Source organism: Methylobacterium sp. B4, from assembly GCF_003201865.1.
Taxonomy (GTDB): Bacteria; Pseudomonadota; Alphaproteobacteria; order Rhizobiales; family Beijerinckiaceae; genus Methylobacterium.
On sequence record NZ_QJJJ01000008.1, the window covers coordinates 115,450 to 131,343 of the forward strand.

Genomic DNA, 15,894 nt, shown 5'->3' on the forward strand with positions numbered 1-15,894 from the left:
TCCTCAGGCTCGCAGGGCGTCGGTGACGGTGGCGCGCAGCGTCCGGCGGGTGAGCGGGATCTTGAAGTCGTTCGAGCCCTGGCCGCGGGCACCCTCCAGCACCCGATCGGACGCGGCATCGGCCGAGCCGGTCTCGACCAGCGCGGCCTCGGCCGCCTCGACCCGCCAGGGCTTGTGCGCCAGCCCACCGAAGGCGAGCTTGGCCAGTCTCGGCCGGTTGCCCTCGCCCTTGGCGATGATGGCGGCCACCGACACCGTGGCGAAGGCGTAGGAGGCCCGGTCGCGGACCTTGCGGTAGAGATGCACGCCCTCGATGGGCTTCGGCAGCGTCACGGCGGTGATGAGTTCGCCGGGCTCGAGGTTGGTCTCGATCTGCGGCGTGTCGCCGGGCAGGCGATGGAACTCGGCGATCGGGATCGTTCGCGTGGCGCCCTTCGGATCCACGGTCTCCACCGTCGCGTCGAGGACGCGCATCGCCACGTTCATGTCGGAGGGGTTGGTGGCGATGCAGGACTCGCTCGCGCCCAGCACCGCCATGATCCGGTTGAACCCGCCGATGGCCGCGCAGCCCGAGCCCGGCTCGCGTTTGTTGCAGGGTTTGGTCGTGTCGTAGAAGTAGTAGCAGCGGGTCCGCTGCAGCAGGTTGCCGGCGGTCGTCGCCTTGTTGCGCAGCTGACCCGAGGCGCCCGCGAGCAGGGCCTTGCCCAGCACCGCGTAGTCCTTCCGTACCCGCGGATGCGCAGCGAGGTCGGAATTGCGCACCAGCGCGCCGATGCGCAGGCCGCCATCCTTCGTGTCGGTGACCTCGGCCAGCGGCAGGCGGTTGACGTCGATCAGGGTGGCGGGCGTCTCGATCTGAAGCTTCATCAGGTCGAGCAGGTTGGTGCCACCGGCGATGAAGCGGGCGCCGGGCCGCTCGGCGGCAAGGCGCGCCGCGTCCTGAACCGTGGCGGGACGCTCATAGGCGAAAGCCTTCATGGGGTTCGCCTCCTCAGATCTTGGAGCTGGCGTCGCGGATCGCCGCGACGATGTTGGGATAGGCCGAGCAGCGGCAGATGTTGCCGCTCATCCGCTCACGGATCTCTATGTCCGTGAGCGAGGCCTTCTGCGTCAGGTCGTCGGTGACGTGGCTCGGCCAGCCTGCCTCGACCTCCGAAAGCATGCCGGCCGCCGAGCAGATCTGGCCCGGCGTGCAGTAGCCGCACTGGTAGCCGTCATGGTGCAGGAAGGCGGCCTGGAGCGGGTGCAGGGTCTCACCCTGGGCCAGCCCCTCGATGGTGGTGACGCTGTCGCCCTCGTGCATCACGGCGAGGCTGAGGCAGGAATTGATCCGCCGGCCGTTGACCAGCACCGTGCAGGCGCCGCACTGGCCGTGATCGCAGCCCTTCTTCGAGCCGGTGAGGTCGAGATGCTCGCGCAGGGCGTCGAGCAGCGTCGTGCGGGTGTCGAGGGTGAGGGCGTGCCGCTGCCCGTTGATCTCGAGCGAAACCGGCATGGTCTGCGGCTGCGGATCGACCGCCGCCGGGGCGGCCTGCGCCCGGCCCTGAAGGGAGGAGCCGAGCGTCGCCAGGGCGGCGCAAGTGCCCATCACCGTGCGGCGCGTCGGGTCGAAGCGTCGGTCTCTCGTCGAATGGTCGCTCATCAAGCCTGCCGTCCCGCGCATCCGGACCGGCCGCGCGGGGCGCGGCCAGTCTGGAATGGATCGAAAACTGTCAGGCGAACGCGAGAGGCGTTGAGGTTGATCCGGATGGCCCCCGCGCCCCTATGGCGCAGCGGAACGGATCATGCGTGTAGGATGGGACGGTCTCCGGTTCGGTCCGTCGTCGCGAGGCGAAGCCGAAGCGATCCGGGAGCGCGACCTCCCCCGGAAGAAGCTGCTAGCGCCCCATCACGCGGGCGGAACCCTTTCGGACATCCGAAGAGGTCGGTGAGGCGATGGACATGAAGCGCGACCCGGCCCCCGCGGAGCCGTCCCGGAAACCCCTGCTGGAGCGCCTCTTCGCGCTGGAGGCGCACGGCACCACCGTCCGCACGGAGCTGCTCGCCGGGCTGACCACCTTCCTCACCATGGCCTACATCGTCTTCGTCAATCCGAGCATCCTGGCCGATGCCGGCATGCCGAAGGGCTCGGTCTTCGTGGCGACCTGCCTCATCGCGGCGCTCGGCTCGGGGGTGATGGCGCTCGCCGCGAACTGGCCGGTGGCGCTCGCCCCGGGGATGGGGCTCAACGCCTACTTCGCCTACGTCGTCGTCCAGGGCATGGGCTACACCTGGCAGGCGGCGCTCGGGGCGGTGTTCATCTCCGGCCTCTGCTTTCTCGTCGTGACCCTGACCGGCCTGCGCGCGATCATCGTGGCGGGCATCCCCCGCTCCATGCGCATCGCGCTCACCGTCGGCATCGGTCTGTTCCTGGCGATCATCGCCCTCAAGAACGCCGGCGTGGTGGCGGCCAGCCCCGCCACCTTCGTGACGCTCGGCGACCTGCGCCAGCCCGGCACGGTGCTGGCCGCTCTCGGCTTCCTGATGGTGGCGGTGCTCTCGGCGCGGCGGGTGCGGGCGGCGCTGCTCCTCACCATCCTGACGGTCACGGGCCTGAGCTTCGCCTTCGCCGGCAACGCCTTCCAGGGGATCGTCTCGGCCCCGCCCTCGATCCTGCCGACCTTGTTCGCCCTCGACATCCCCGGCGCGCTCACCGGGGGGCTCCTCAACGTCATCCTCGTGCTGTTCCTGGTCGAGTTGTTCGACGCCACCGGCACGCTGATGGCGGTGGCCAACCGCGCCGGGCTCCTGCCGGAGACGGGCCGCGCGCCCCGGCTCGACCGGGCGCTGATGGCCGATTCCGTGGCGATCTTCACCGGCTCGCTGCTGGGCACTTCGAGCGCCACCGCCTATCTCGAGAGCGCCGCCGGGGTGGAGGAGGGCGGGCGCACCGGACTCACCGCCGCCACCGTCGCCGTGCTGTTCCTGGGCTGCCTGTTCTTCGCGCCGCTGGCCGGCTCGGTGCCGGCCTACGCCACGGCGCCGGCCCTGTTCTACGTCGCTTGCCTGATGCTGCGGGAGCTGACCGCGCTGGACTGGGACGACGTCACCGAGGTGATCCCGGCCTGCGTCACCGCGCTCCTGATGCCCTTCACCTACTCCATCGCCAACGGCGTCGCCTTCGGCTTCATCACCTACGCGGTGCTCAAAGCCCTGACCGGCCGCGGCCGCGAGGTGAAGCCGGTGGTGTGGGTGATCGCCGCCGTGTTCCTGTTCAAGTTCGTCGAGACCGGCGGGGCGCACTGATCGAAGCCAGACTCGGCAGGGGACGAAAAGAAGATTTGCGCCCACCGCAGTAGGATCCGTCAACGAATCCGCCGCAGGCTATCCGCTTCGACGAGCCCCGCGTCCGGACGGGTCGGGCCATGTTCAAGCGCACCGCCATCGCGATCCTCCTCGGCCTGTGCGGCTTCGCGCTCGGTATCGCCCTGGCCCGCGTGACGGACGACGAGAGCCCTGTCGCCGCAGCCGAGGCCCCGGCGCCGGCCTTGCGTCATTCCAGCCAGCTGCGCCCGCCCCCGGAATCTCCACCCGCCCCGCGCAAGGCGGAGGCACCGCGCTCAAGCCGCTGAGAGCTCCGCCGCCGCCGAGAGCTCCGCCGCTGACCCCTCCGCCGCCGCGTCCCCGAGGCCGCCATGCGCCTCGGCGAGGATCGCGTAGGAGGCGCGCCGCGCCCCGTGGTCGTGCAGTGCGCTCGCCACCATCACCTCGTCGGCGCCGGTCTCCGCCGCCAGCGCCTCGAGACCGGCGCGGATCGTCTCCCGCGAACCTACGAGCGAGCGCGCCAGCATCCGCGAGGCCTGGGCCTTCTCCGCCGGGCTCCACGCACTCTCGATGTCGTCGATGGGTGGGGGCAGGAGGCCGCGGGTGCCGCGCACCAGCCGGGCGAATTGCTGCTGCGGCGTGGTGAACAGCCGGCGCGCCTGCGCATCCGTCTCCGCCGCCACGACGTTGATGCCGACCATGGCGTAGGGCTTCTGAAGCTGCTCGGAAGGGCGGAAGCGGGCGCGGTAGGCCGCCAGCGCCGGCAGCAGCGCGTCGGGGGCGAAGTGGGAGGCGAAGGTGTAGGGCAGGCCGAGCATGCCGGCGAGTTCCGCCCCGAACAAGCTCGAACCCAGGATCCAGAGCGGAACCCGCGAGCCCGCGCCGGGCACCGCCTGCACCCTTTGGCCCGCCTGCACCGGCCCGAGCAGGGCCTGAAGCTCCAGCACGTCCTGGGGGAAGCGCTCGGCCGATTCGTAGTCGCGGCGCAGTGCCCGCAAGGTCGGCCCGTCCGTCCCCGGCGCCCGGCCGAGGCCGAGATCGATCCGGCCGGGATGAAGGGCGTCCAGCGTGCCGAACTGCTCGGCGATCACCAGCGGCGCGTGGTTGGGCAGCATGATGCCGCCCGCGCCGAGCCGGATGCGCCGCGTGCCCGCGGCGATGTGGGCGATCACCACCGCGGTGGCGGCGCTGGCGATGCCGGTCATGTTGTGGTGCTCGGCGAGCCAGAACCGCCGGTAGCCGAGGCCTTCCGCGTGCCGGGCGAGATCGAGGCTGTTGGCGAGCGCCTGACCCGGTGTGGCGCCCTCGGGAACGGGGGCGAGATCGAGGACGGAGAGGGGAGGCAGGGAGGAGGACATGGTCGCGCTGCGCCGTGGAGGCGCACCTTCTCTCGCGCCGTCGCCGGCGCCCGGTCTGAACTCCCCCTCCCAGCCGCGAGATCGTGTGCGGGGCGCCGTCCCGCAAGGGTCAGCAGGGGAGCCGGCAAGGGGCCGGCACGAGACGCGCAGGCGCCCCGGACGAAGGCCGGGCGGGGCCGAAGGCGCGGGCACCGAAGATTTCTGAGCCGGAGAAAGAAGGGGCTTGCGCGGCGGGGGGAAGCCGTCCTAGCCTGTGCTCATGGCGCTTCACGGCGCCGTCCTGAGAAAGGAGGTCGGCCATGAGACATCACGGCATTTCCGTCTCCCCCACGCGTACCGCCGAAGCGGACCAGGACACGCCACCCAACTAGAACCGGCAGGGATAGTGGCTCTCTAGAGACGCTGCGTCCGGTCGAGTTCCCCCGCCGCTCCGAGGGCGGGGCAGAAGCTCCCAGATCGCGCGCGAGAGTGTGGCCCCTGCAGAAAAGGCCCGTCGGCGAGAGCCGACGGGCCTTTTTCGCGTCGCGGGGCGCTCAGCGCTCCTTGGTCTTCGTGGTGCGCGAGTCCTGCGTCTGGTTGCCGTCCGAGCCGGCGCTGGCGCCGGGATTGGAGGAGTTGGGCGCCGAGCCGGCCTTGTCGCCGGATTTCATCTTGTCGGCTTCCCGGGCGGGCGAGGCGCTGTTCTCCGGTGTCGCGGAGGTGCCCGTGGAGCCGCCCTGCGCCAGGGCCGGGCCTGCCAGCGAAGCCGCCAGAACGGCCGCAACGATCATCGAGATTCGCATCCGCTTCTCCATCGTGAGGATGGAAGCAAAACCGTCGCGTGAGAGAGATGTTCAGTCTGTAAGCTGAAGTTTTCGACCACGAATTCTTAGATTGATGCCAGAATACCAGCTCGTCTTGTCGCGTTGCTCATCTATCCCGCGCTCAGGCACAGGATCGTCCTGCCATCCGTCCTTTCGTCTTCTATCTGCCGGGACCGCGACCGTCGCCTCGCGCCGGAATCGGATACGCACCCGCACGCGGGCGTTGCTCTGGCCGTCGCGGCGCAAGGCTTGCACGAGCGGGGCCGACCTCTCCTCGGAGACCGGCGCTGGATGCCTCTCTTCCATTTCGAGCTGTGCCGGAACGGCCGAAGCATCGGCCCGGCGGAAACGCGCGACTGCCCTGATTGCGGCATGGCCTTCCGCGCGGCCCGCGAGATGATCCGCAGCTTGCGCGAAACCGACACCCTCCCCGAGGGCGCCCGCCACCACACCCTCAGGGTCAGCTACGTCGATCACTCGACGCTGTTCGACCTGCCCTTCGATTTAGGGATCTGACGGGCGCCGCGCGGACGGCGACGCCTCAGCCCTTCCAGTTCTTCAGCGCGGCGAAGGGACTGGCGGAGGGGTCGGGGGGCGGGGGGTTGAGCACCGGCTCGACCTGGGCCACCGCGTCCTCGCGGGAATGGGCGCTGCCCTGGGGCAGCTTGCCGCCGGCCGCGTCCCGGTGGCCGCCGCCGCGAAAGGCGCGGGCGCCGTCGAGCGCCGTGCCGTCGATGGAGCGGAAGGAGAGCGTGCCCGCCCGCTGCACGTTGACCACCCGCTTGGCCCGGCCCGCCTCCATCACCTGATCGGAGACCCGCTGGAAGGTGCCGGAATCGAGGCCGAAGGAGAGCAGCGTGCCGTCCGAGAGGCGGTGGAACAGCGCGTCGGAGCGGGCGAGCGCCCGGGCGAGGCGCTGGCGCGCGGTGAGGGTCCTGTCGTCGCCGGGCTCGTCCGCGAGCAGGGCATCGACGAGGCCGGCGCGGAGTTCGCCCGAGCGGCGCTCCAGCTCGGCCGGCGTGGCGCCCGTCCGCAAGCGGCCGGCGGCGGCCAGGAGCAGGTCGGAGACGAAGCGGTCGTGCCAGGGGTGGCTCGCCGGCACCAGCGTACTCACGCTGTCCCAGAACATCTCGTCCAGGGCGAGGCCGCCCGCGAAGGCCGGCTCGCCCTTCTTCCAGAGGTCGAGCGCCTCGATCGCCTCGATCAGGGTGGCGAGGTCGGCCGCCGCGCTCTCGCCGGGGGAGGCGGCCTCGGGCGCGTAGAGGGCGCGCTGGTCGTGCGTCATCCGCGTGGCGCAATGCGCCTCGTCGATGAGCACGAACACCTCCGGGTCCGCCAGATCCGCCCGCAGCAGCCCCTCGCGCTCCGGGTCGGCGGCGACCTCCAGGTTCTGGCGCCGCAGCTGGTCGATCGAGGAGGCATGGTGGTCGAGCACGACCAGGCGGTGGCGCGCATCCTCGGCCCGGCCGCGATTCATCGTGGCGAAGCGGCGCAGGAAGGCGATGGTCGGCTCCTCCAGCCCGAGATCGGTCATCAGCAGCGTCTCGGGCGCGGCGACCGCGCGCAGGCGCTTCAGCTCGTCCTCCACCACCGGGCCGACATCGGAATAGCGGGCGACGTGCACGACCCGCGACACGGGCGCGAAGGCGGCGGCCACGGTCGAGGCGCCGTAGCCGTCGAGGTCGTGATGGGTGATCTGCGTGAGAATCATCGGCAGGAATGTCGGCTCGGGGCTGGACAGGAGACGCGCGGGACGCGAGACGGCGGGTCGCCGCTCGCGCGGCGATGGGAGGGCATGCCCGCCCGCGACGGGTCGCGAGACGGCGGCCGTTCGGATCGAAGACCCGGCGGGAGGTTCCTCGCAAAATGCCCGCGGCGCCATCGGGGCCAAAAAAGGCACGTGGGCGCTCGAACGATCTGCGCGCCCCTCTTACGCCGGCCGGGTGCGGAACGTCCACGGGCGTTCGGCGCCGCCGGGGCCGTCAGGGGAGGCGTGAGGGAGCGCGCCCCCCGCACCGACCCGGAGACGCGGGTGGAACGACCGTGAAGGCCGGGCAAACCGGCAACCTTAACGCCCGGTTCAGGCGTTGAGATCGTATCTGAAACCGTTCCAGGGACGAGTACCGGCGAGGGCATGACGCATCCGACCGATCTTTCGAACCGCGATGCGGGTGAGGGGAGCCTCAACCGGCGCGCCCTGATCCGGGGCGCCGCGGCCGGGGCCGCCCTGTCCGTGCTGCCGGGAGGCGCGCTCGCCCAGCAGCCCGCGCCGGCCCTGCCCGCGGCCGGCTCGCCCTTCTCCGACGCCACCGTGCCCGACCTCGCCCGGGCGCTCGGCAACCGCCCGTTCGCGGCGCTGCCCACCAACGACGTGCCGGACGCGCTGAAGAACCTGTCGCGGGAGCAGTACGAGGCGATCCGCATCCGCCCGGGCAGCCTGATCTGGGGCGGCGAGCCGCACGGCTTCGCCGTCGAGCCTCTGCTGCGCGGCTTCTACTACACCGACCGGGTGGCGCTGTTCCTCGTCGAGGACGGGGTGGTGCGCCCCGTCGCCTACGACCGGGCGAGCTACGAGGGCGGCTCCGAGGCGGCCGAGGCGGCGCTGCCCGAGACCGCCCGCGAGCCGGGCTTCTCCGGCATCCGCATCCGCGCCCGCTTCGGCGAAAACCACCAGGATTTCGCGATCATCCAGGGTGCCTGCTTCTTCCGGCTGGTCGGGCAGGGCCAGGAATTCGGCGTCGACGGCCGCGCGCTGATGCTGCGCCCGGCCGATCCGCGCGGCGAGGAATTCCCCCGCTGGCGCGCCCTGTTCGTGGAGCGCCCGCGCGAGCCCGGCGGTCCCCTCGTGGTCCACGCCCTGATCGATTCCGACTCGCTCGCCGCGAGCCTGCGCATGGAACTGCGCCCCGGCGAGACCTCGACGGCGGCGATCACCGCGACCCTGGTCACCCGCAAGGCAATCGATCACCTGGGCCTGAGCGGCATGCAGGCGCCGTTCCTGTTCGGCCCGCACGACCGGCGCGGCGCCGACGACGCCCGCGCCGCGGCCTACGCCGCGGGCGGGCTGCAGATCCGCAACGGCGGCGGCGAGACGATCTGGCGCCCGGTGCGCAACCCCGAGACGCTCCAGATCTCGAGCTTCATCGACAACCATCCCCAGGGCTTCGGCCTGATCCAGCGCGACCTCTCGCCCGCGACCTTCGAGGACGACCTCCGGCGCTGGGAGCGCTGCCCCTCGCTCTGGATCGAGCCGGGCGCATCCGCGGGCGCCGAGGGCCTGTGGGGGGAGGGCGCCGTCACCCTCCTGGAAATCCCGAGCGACGCCGAGGTCAACGAGAACGTCATCGCCTACTGGCGCCCCAAGGCGAGCCTGCCCGCGGGCCAGGAGATCCGCCTCGACTACCGCCAGAACTGGGGCCGGGAGCCCGCGCCCGGGCCCTACGCCCGGGTCTCCTCCACCCGCAGCGGGCGCGGCACGGCCAATCCCCGCCGCCTGTTCCTCGTCGATTTCACGGGCGACGCCCTGTTCACGCCTGAGGGCGCGCTGGTGCCCCTCGACACCGTGCTGATCGCGAGCCCGGGCCGGATCGTGGAGGGCGCGACCCGCTGGATCGCCAAGCCCCAGGCCCGCACCGTGCGCGTCGCCTTCGAGCTCGATCCGGGCAGCGAGAAGGCCTCCGAGCTGCGCCTTGCCCTTAAGACCGGGGGGCGGCAGATCACGGAAACGTGGCTGTACCGCTGGACGCCGTGACTCCTTCGCCCTCCGGAGCGCCGATGACCGACACCGCCGAGATCGATCCGCGCCCCGCCCCGGCGGCGGAACCGGGTGCCCCGGAGCGCCCCGGACCGGTCTCCCCTGCCATGCCGCCGCGGGCGCCGCTCGCCATGCCGGTGCAGGACCTGCGCCGGGCCATGCCCGCGACCCGCCGCGGGGGCGGGGGGCCGCTCGCCGCGCGCCTGTTCGTGTTCGGGGGGGCGGCCGCGCTCACCGCCTACGGCGCGTGGCAGATGTACGAAGTGATCTCGGTCTCCGGCGGCGCCACCTGGCTCCAGTACGTGCTGCTCGTGCTGTTCGTGCTGAACTTCTCCTGGATCGCGCTCGCCTTCACCGCCGCGCTCCTGGGCTTTGCCGCCCTGGTCCGGGGCGGGCGCGAAACGCCGCTCCCGGCCACGCTGACCGGGCGCACCGCCATCGTCATGCCGGTCTACAACGAGGGCAGCGCCCGGGTCTTCGCCGGGCTCCAGGCGATGCACGAGGCCGTCGAGGCGACGGGCCTCGGGCGCCACTTCGACTGGTTCGTGCTCTCCGATTCCACGCAGGCCGACGCCTGGATCGCCGAGGAGCGCGCCTTCCTCCGCCTGCGCGAGGAGCTCGGGCCGCATGCCCGCCTCCACTACCGGCACCGCGCAAAGAACCACCACCGCAAGGCCGGCAACATCGCCGACTTCGTCACCGGCTGGGGCGCAGCTTACGACCACATGCTGGTGCTCGACGCCGACAGCCTGCTCACCGGCACCTGCATCGTGCGCCTCGCCGCCGCCATGGAGGCCGATCCGAGCGCCGGCATCGTCCAGAGCCTGCCGCTCATCATCAACCGCAACACCCTGTTCGCCCGACTCCAGCAATTCGCCGCGCGCATCTACGGGCCGGTGATCGCCACCGGCCTCTCGGTCTGGTCGGGCCGCGACGGCAATTACTGGGGCCACAACGCCATCATCCGGATGCAGGCCTTCGCCGAGGCCGCCGGCCTGCCGGATCTCAAGGGCCGCCCGCCCTTCGGCGGCCACATCCTCAGCCACGACTTCGTCGAGGCGGCGCTGATCCGGCGCGCCGGCTGGGGCGTGACCATGCTGCCGCACTTGGAGGGCTCCTACGAGGAGAGCCCGCCCTCGCTGATCGATCTGGCCGTGCGCGACCGGCGCTGGGCGCAGGGCAACCTCCAGCACGCCCGCGTCATCGGCGCGGCGGGTCTGGCGGCGGCCTCGCGCCAGCACTTCGCCACGGGCATCGCCGGCTACGTCGCCTCGCCGCTCTGGCTCGCCCAGCTCGTGATCGGCATCATCATCGTGCTCCAGACCGCCTGGGTGCGCCCGGAATACTTTTCCGCCGAGTTCGGCCTCTACCCGGTCTGGCCGCGCTTCGATCCCGTGCGCGCGCTCCAGCTCTTCGCGCTCACCATGGGCATCCTGCTCGCCCCGAAGTTTCTGGGACTCGTCCTCGCGCTTCTCGATTCCGGGACGCGCCGGGCCTGCGGTGGGGCCGGGCGGCTGACGCTGTCCTTCCTCATCGAGATCCTGCTCTCGGCGCTGATCGCGCCGATCGCGATGGTGGTGCAATCGGGCTCGGTCTTCCAGATCCTGGCCGGGCGCGACACCGGCTGGAACCCGCAGCGGCGCGACGACGGCTCGATTCCCTTCTCCGACATCGTGCGCCGCCACCGCTGGCACACGGGACTCGGGATCGTCACGGGCATCGCGGCGTTCGCCATCGCCACCTCCCTGTTCCTCTGGATGTCGCCGACGATCCTCGGCCTCGTGCTGGCGATCCCGCTCTCCTGGGCGAGCGGCCAGCTCGCGCTGGGCCTCGCCCTGAAGGCGCGCGGCCTGCTGGTGACCCCCGAGGAGCAGGCTCCGCCGGCCATCGCCCTGCGCGCGGGCGAACTCGCCCGCCGCAACGCCGCCCGCGGCTTCGACGACGCGGACGCGCTCCAGGCCCTCCAGGCCGATGCCGCGCTGGCCCAGGCCCACGCGGCGATGCTGCCCCCGCACACGCCCCATCCCCGCGGACAGATCGACCCCGACCACGCGCTGGCGCGTGCCAAGATCGTGGAGGCCGAGACCCTTCCGGAGGCGCAGGCCTGGCTCGGCCCCAAGGAGCGCTTCGCGCTCCTCCACGACCGCGCCCTTCTCGACCAGCTCACCCGCCTGCGCGCGGCCTGAGCCCTACGAACCCCGGCACCATCCGCGGGTGTGTCCGGCGGGAAGTGCCGCGAGCGTTGACGCCCATCCCCGCGGGGCCATAGACAGAAGCGAGCCGCACCGACCCCGATCTCCGGGCTGGCGCGGCCGGGGAAGGGTGGCCGAGTGGTTTAAGGCAGCGGTCTTGAAAACCGCCGTGGGGGCAACCCCACCGTGGGTTCGAATCCCACCCCTTCCGCCAATGATTTCGGATATTTACGACGGCATTCGCGCCAGCCGGGCTGAAGCAGCGTGCCGTGCGCCTCACGTCCGTGAGGCTTGACCGGCCGTTCGACGCCGCGCGCCGCCTTAGGGACGGCTCATCGCATGAGCTGTCCGTAGCAAAAGCCGAGCGGCTCGCCTCGATCTGGCGGACAGGGGTGCCGGAGGCGGGCTCAGCGAGGTCCGCGACGACGGGTTTCAACAGCGCGTCTTGCGTTACGGGCGGCTTCCCCCACCTCATCCGATCGACATCCTCCGACTACTTCACTGGATCATTCATGGCCGGCCTCAAGGACAAGCGCGGCTTCATCGACAAGGACCGCCTCGATCTCAGCGAGCGCAAAGCGGTCGAGTTCTGGATGAAGCGCTGGGGCGTCACGCAGGATCAACTCATCGCAGCGCATCGAAAGGTCGGCCGCATGACCAAGGACATCGCGGCCGAGCTGGGCAAAAAGCGCTAGGAAGCAAGCGAGCATGATCTAAAGCGCTTTCCGACGACGTTGACGCCGGCTCGGCGAAAGAAAGCGTGTTGAAACAAGGACCTGGAGACGGAGGCCTGATGCGATCGGGTCGGATACGGCTCTTGGTGGGGCACGCCTTGGCTCCTATCGTCGGAGGAAAATGCTCTCGGGCGGGGATCTTGGCCCAGGACAATCACCTATCCAGCCTGCCTGGGACGGCCATGCGCTCCCAAGGAGACGGTAATGAAGAAGACCGCGCTCGCGCTGGCAATCCTGCTCGGAGGCTTCGCGGCCGGCACCGCTTCGGCAGCCCCGATGGCACCCGTTGGCATCCAGGCCGAAAGCAACGTCACGCAGGCCCGCATGTCCCACAACGGGTGGCGGACGATGCACCGGCACCATCACCGGGGGATGCGTCACCGGATGTGACGCGGTGCATCCGATGGAGGGGAGGGCACCGAATGCCCTTTTGCTCTGAACGCCGCGCGCTGCGGTGAAACGCGACAGATCGAGCCGCCGATACATTAAAGAAATTGATTCATATGACTTTATTCTGGCGGGTCGGAATGCCCACTTCCGCCGGCTCCGGCATCCAAGTCCGCAGGACGACTCAATGGTTGCGGCATCGACGACCGATCCGGCTCGAACCATGTGGCCCGGCCGTAGCGCGGGCGTCGTCCTGGATCCGCCATCTCCGGCGATGCGCTAAGATGCGGGCATGACGACCGACCCGTTCCTCACCGGCTTCGACCTTTGCGACATCGAGGCCGACGGCATGCGGATCCGCGCCGCCGTCGCTGGCTCGGGGCCGCCGCTCCTCCTGCTGCACGGTCATCCGCAGACGCACGCGACCTGGCACGCGGTCGCCCCGGCCCTGGCCGAGCGGTTCAGCGTGGTGGCGATGGACCTGCGCGGCTACGGCGATTCCGAGAAGCCGGAGGGCGGTGCGCGCCACGCCAACTATTCCAAGCGCGCCATGGCCGCCGACGCGGTCGCGGTGATGCGGCGCCTCGGCCACGCGCGCTTCGCCGTGGTCGGGCACGACCGGGGCGGGCGCGTGGCGCATCGCATGGCGCTGGACCATCCCGGCGCGCTCACCCGGCTCGCCCTGTTCGACATCGCGCCGACCGCCACGATGTACGCGCGCACCGACAAGGCCTTCGCCACGGCCTATTTCTGGTGGTTCTTCCTGATCCAGCCTGCGCCCTTGCCGGAGCGCCTGATCGGCGCCGATCCGGAATTCTTCCTGCGCACACATGTCGACGGGCAGTCGAAGACGCCGGGCAGCCCGAGCCCCGAGCTCTTCGCCGAGTACCTGCGGGTCTACCGGGATCCCGCGACCCGCCACGCCATCTGCGAGGATTACCGGGCGGCCGCGACCATCGACCTGGAGCACGATGCGGCCGATGCCGACCGGCGCATCACGCTGCCTCTCCTGGCGCTCTGGGGCGCGAAGGGCACGGTGGGGCGGAGCTACGACGTGCTGGAGACCTGGCGCGAGAAGGCGACCGACGTCTCCGGCCACGCGCTCGATTGCGGCCACACCCTGCAGGAGGAGCGGCCGGACCTCGTGCTCGCCGCCCTGCAGGAATTCCTGGGCTGAGGTTTATTGGGCTGAGGTTTATTGGGCTGAGGTTTTCTGGGCCAAAGTTTCCGAGCCGAGCCCGATGAGGCTCCGGCGGACACGCGGCCTGCCCTGCACGCCGTGCCCGCAAGGTCCGGCCGTCGGCGCGGGATCCTCTCGATCGGACGGACGGTTGCGCCTGCACAGAACCATGGCAGCCTTCGGAGATGGACCGACGATGGGAGCGCAGGAGGGCCGGGGGCTGGCCGTGGTCACGGGCGGCTCCAGCGGCATCGGACTTGAGCTGGCGAAGCTGTTTTCGGCCGACGGCTACGATCTTCTGATCGCCGCCCGCAGCGAGCGCATCGAGGCGGTGGCCGACGGGATGCGCGCGGCCGGGTCGTCCGTCCAAGCCTGCCGCGCCGATCTGTCGACGCCGGAGGGGGTCCAGGCGCTGCAGGCCGCGATCCTGGCCGCCGGGCGACCGCTGGAAGCGATCGCCATCAATGCCGGCATCGGGCTCGGCGGTCCCTTCACGGAAAACCGCTGGGAGGACGAACGCGACCTCATGCGGATCAACGTCGTCGAGACCGTTCATCTGGCCAAGTGCGTCGTGCCCGGCATGGTCGCCAGAGGAAGCGGACGCGTCCTGTTCACCGCCTCGATCTCGGGCACCACGCCGGTGCCGTTCGAAGCCGTCTACGGCGCCTCCAAGGCCTTCGTCCTCTCCTTTGCCCAGGCGCTGCGCAACGAATTGCGCGACACCGGCGTCACGGTCACGGCGCTCCTGCCGGGGCAGACCGAGACCGACTTCTTCCACCGTGCGGGCATGGACGACACCCGCATCGGCGCCGGCCCGAAGAGCGATCCGGCCGAGGTGGCCAGGGCCGGCTACGAGGCGATGATGGCGGGCCGGGAGAAGGTCGTCGCCGGCAGCGCCGCGACACGCTTCGAGGCCGCGGTGCTGAACCGCGTCCTGCCCGACGCCGCGAAGGCGGAGCGGCACAGGACGATGTCGGAGCCGGGCGGGGCGACGTAGCCGGGGCGCTTCGAAAGGCCGAACGGACTGCGCCGAGCGCATCTCGGCCACCCAGGCGAGCGCCCCCTCGGCGACCGGCACGATCGTTCGCCCGGCCGCTGCACCGGCCGAGCGGGTTTGAGCATGGGATATCCCATTCCCGGCGATAGATGCCCGAACGGCATCGATTCATTCGGCCACTGACTTGGCCCGGCATCATTAGGCAGCCCTTGGAGTGTTCTCGCGTCAGCTCGCCCCCTTTCCCTCGGGACGAAACAAGCCGACCGGCGCCCTCTGCGGCCCGAACCGCACGGTCCCACACGGAGGGAAATCGCTCGACGCGATCGCCCTGTCTTTCCCACGCGGACTCGGGGCTTTTGCTTCGGGGGGCGACGGAAAGCCGACGCTTTTCCCTAGGCCGGCAGAACCACCACCTTCGTCTTGACCGGCGTGCGGGCGTAGAGGTGGATCATGTCCTGGCTGAGCAGGCCGACGCAGCCGCTCGTGATGCCCGAGCCGATCGATTCGGGATCGCTGCTGGCGTAGATCGTGTAGAGCGTATAGGCGCCGTTCTGGTAGAGATGGAGCGTGCGGGCGCCGAGGGGGTTGTCGAGGCCGCCCGGCATTCCGCGGGCGTATTTGGCCGCCTCGGGCTGGCGCCGGATCATCTCCTTGGGCGGGGTCCAGGTCGCCCATTCGGACTTGCGCCCGACATAGGCGTCGCCACTCCACAGGAACCCGTCGCGGCCGACATTGGCGCCGTAACGGGTCGCGGCCCCGCCTTCCTCGATGCGGTAGACGTAGAAGTTGCGGGGATCGACGACGATCGTGCCGGGCGCTTCCTTGGTCTCGTAACGGACCGTGCGGCGATAGTATTTCGGATTGACCTTGCGGACATCGACCGCCGGGATCGGGAATTTCTCCTCCGGCATCGGCCCGTAGATCGTCGCGGCCTCGGCGAGCAGCAGGCCGTCGGAGGTGGCGCAACCGCCCAGCCCCAGTCCCAGCGTACCGGCCCCGGCGGCCGATCCGATCAGGAACGAGCGGCGGCTGAGCAGGGCGGATTCATGCCTCGCGGATTCATGCCTCCCGCCGGCATCGGCGCCCCGACCGTCCATCGTCATGATCCCGGACTTCCCCTCTTCTGCGGCCCGACGCGCCGGGCCGCACCCACTGAGCGTACTGCCAAGCTGCGATTCGCGCTACC

Annotated in this window: 15 protein-coding genes and 1 tRNA gene; 10 read left to right on the forward strand and 6 right to left on the reverse strand. The window is 70.8% G+C overall.

The features are described from left to right. Window positions 1–3 precede the first annotated feature (3 nt). Entirely contained in the window at window positions 4–978 is a 975-nt protein-coding gene (locus BY998_RS12475) for a xanthine dehydrogenase family protein subunit M (RefSeq protein ID WP_110351938.1), read from the reverse strand. Between the two features lie 13 nt (window positions 979–991). Then, the gene (gene paoA, locus BY998_RS12480; protein WP_110351939.1) at window positions 992–1,642 is read right to left on the reverse strand and encodes an aldehyde dehydrogenase iron-sulfur subunit PaoA; all 651 of its coding nucleotides are present in this window, start codon (window positions 1,640–1,642) and stop codon (window positions 992–994) included. Between the two features lie 293 nt (window positions 1,643–1,935). Between paoA and BY998_RS12485 the strand changes: the two genes are divergently transcribed. Then, window positions 1,936–3,285 (forward strand): NCS2 family permease, encoded by a 1,350-nt coding sequence (locus tag BY998_RS12485; protein WP_110351940.1) that lies wholly within the window; start codon window positions 1,936–1,938, stop codon window positions 3,283–3,285. Between the two features lie 119 nt (window positions 3,286–3,404). After that, window positions 3,405–3,611, forward strand: coding sequence for a hypothetical protein (locus BY998_RS12490; RefSeq protein WP_110351941.1), 207 nt, complete (start codon window positions 3,405–3,407; stop codon window positions 3,609–3,611). On the opposite strand, the gene BY998_RS12495 is transcribed toward BY998_RS12490, so the two are convergent. Together BY998_RS12495 and BY998_RS12500 are read right to left on the reverse strand one after the other, a co-directional pair. After that, on the reverse strand, window positions 3,600–4,661 hold the full coding sequence (locus tag BY998_RS12495; RefSeq protein WP_110351942.1) for an LLM class flavin-dependent oxidoreductase: 1,062 nt from the start codon (window positions 4,659–4,661) through the stop codon (window positions 3,600–3,602). The genes BY998_RS12490 and BY998_RS12495 overlap by 12 nt on opposite strands. A 533-nt stretch (window positions 4,662–5,194) precedes the next feature. Further along, window positions 5,195–5,431, reverse strand: coding sequence for a hypothetical protein (locus BY998_RS12500; protein WP_146221774.1), 237 nt, complete (start codon window positions 5,429–5,431; stop codon window positions 5,195–5,197). A gap of 135 nt (window positions 5,432–5,566) precedes the next feature. Here BY998_RS12500 and BY998_RS24740 point away from each other — a divergent pair, with 135 nt between their 5' ends. Beyond that, on the forward strand, window positions 5,567–5,980 hold the full coding sequence (locus BY998_RS24740) for a hypothetical protein (RefSeq protein WP_245421577.1): 414 nt from the start codon (window positions 5,567–5,569) through the stop codon (window positions 5,978–5,980). A 25-nt stretch (window positions 5,981–6,005) separates the two neighbouring features. On the opposite strand, the gene BY998_RS12510 is transcribed toward BY998_RS24740, so the two are convergent. Next, complete coding sequence (locus BY998_RS12510) at window positions 6,006–7,175, reverse strand: dimethylmenaquinone methyltransferase (protein ID WP_110351945.1); 1,170 nt, start codon at window positions 7,173–7,175, stop codon at window positions 6,006–6,008. Window positions 7,176–7,598: 423 nt separating this feature from the next. On the opposite strand from BY998_RS12510, the gene BY998_RS12515 reads away from it, so the two are divergent. From BY998_RS12515 to BY998_RS12545, 7 genes are all read left to right on the forward strand, one after another. Beyond that, entirely contained in the window at window positions 7,599–9,215 is a 1,617-nt protein-coding gene (locus tag BY998_RS12515; protein ID WP_110351946.1) for a glucan biosynthesis protein D, read from the forward strand. Window positions 9,216–9,238: 23 nt separating this feature from the next. After that, window positions 9,239–11,404 (forward strand): glucans biosynthesis glucosyltransferase MdoH, encoded by a 2,166-nt coding sequence (gene mdoH, locus BY998_RS12520; RefSeq protein ID WP_110351947.1) that lies wholly within the window; start codon window positions 9,239–9,241, stop codon window positions 11,402–11,404. Between the two features lie 130 nt (window positions 11,405–11,534). Beyond that, a tRNA-Ser gene (locus tag BY998_RS12525) sits at window positions 11,535–11,624 on the forward strand. A gap of 298 nt (window positions 11,625–11,922) precedes the next feature. Next, complete coding sequence (locus tag BY998_RS12530; protein WP_048430974.1) at window positions 11,923–12,105, forward strand: DUF3606 domain-containing protein; 183 nt, start codon at window positions 11,923–11,925, stop codon at window positions 12,103–12,105. A gap of 243 nt (window positions 12,106–12,348) precedes the next feature. Then, window positions 12,349–12,534 (forward strand): hypothetical protein, encoded by a 186-nt coding sequence (locus BY998_RS12535; protein WP_110351948.1) that lies wholly within the window; start codon window positions 12,349–12,351, stop codon window positions 12,532–12,534. Between the two features lie 289 nt (window positions 12,535–12,823). Further along, window positions 12,824–13,708, forward strand: coding sequence for an alpha/beta hydrolase (locus BY998_RS12540; protein WP_110351949.1), 885 nt, complete (start codon window positions 12,824–12,826; stop codon window positions 13,706–13,708). Between the two features lie 199 nt (window positions 13,709–13,907). Continuing rightward, complete coding sequence (locus BY998_RS12545) at window positions 13,908–14,708, forward strand: SDR family NAD(P)-dependent oxidoreductase (protein WP_110351950.1); 801 nt, start codon at window positions 13,908–13,910, stop codon at window positions 14,706–14,708. Window positions 14,709–15,100: 392 nt separating this feature from the next. On the opposite strand, the gene BY998_RS12550 is transcribed toward BY998_RS12545, so the two are convergent. Then, window positions 15,101–15,811, reverse strand: a complete 711-nt coding sequence (locus tag BY998_RS12550; protein WP_110351951.1) for a L,D-transpeptidase — start codon at window positions 15,809–15,811, stop codon at window positions 15,101–15,103. Between the last annotated feature and the right edge of the window lie 83 nt (window positions 15,812–15,894).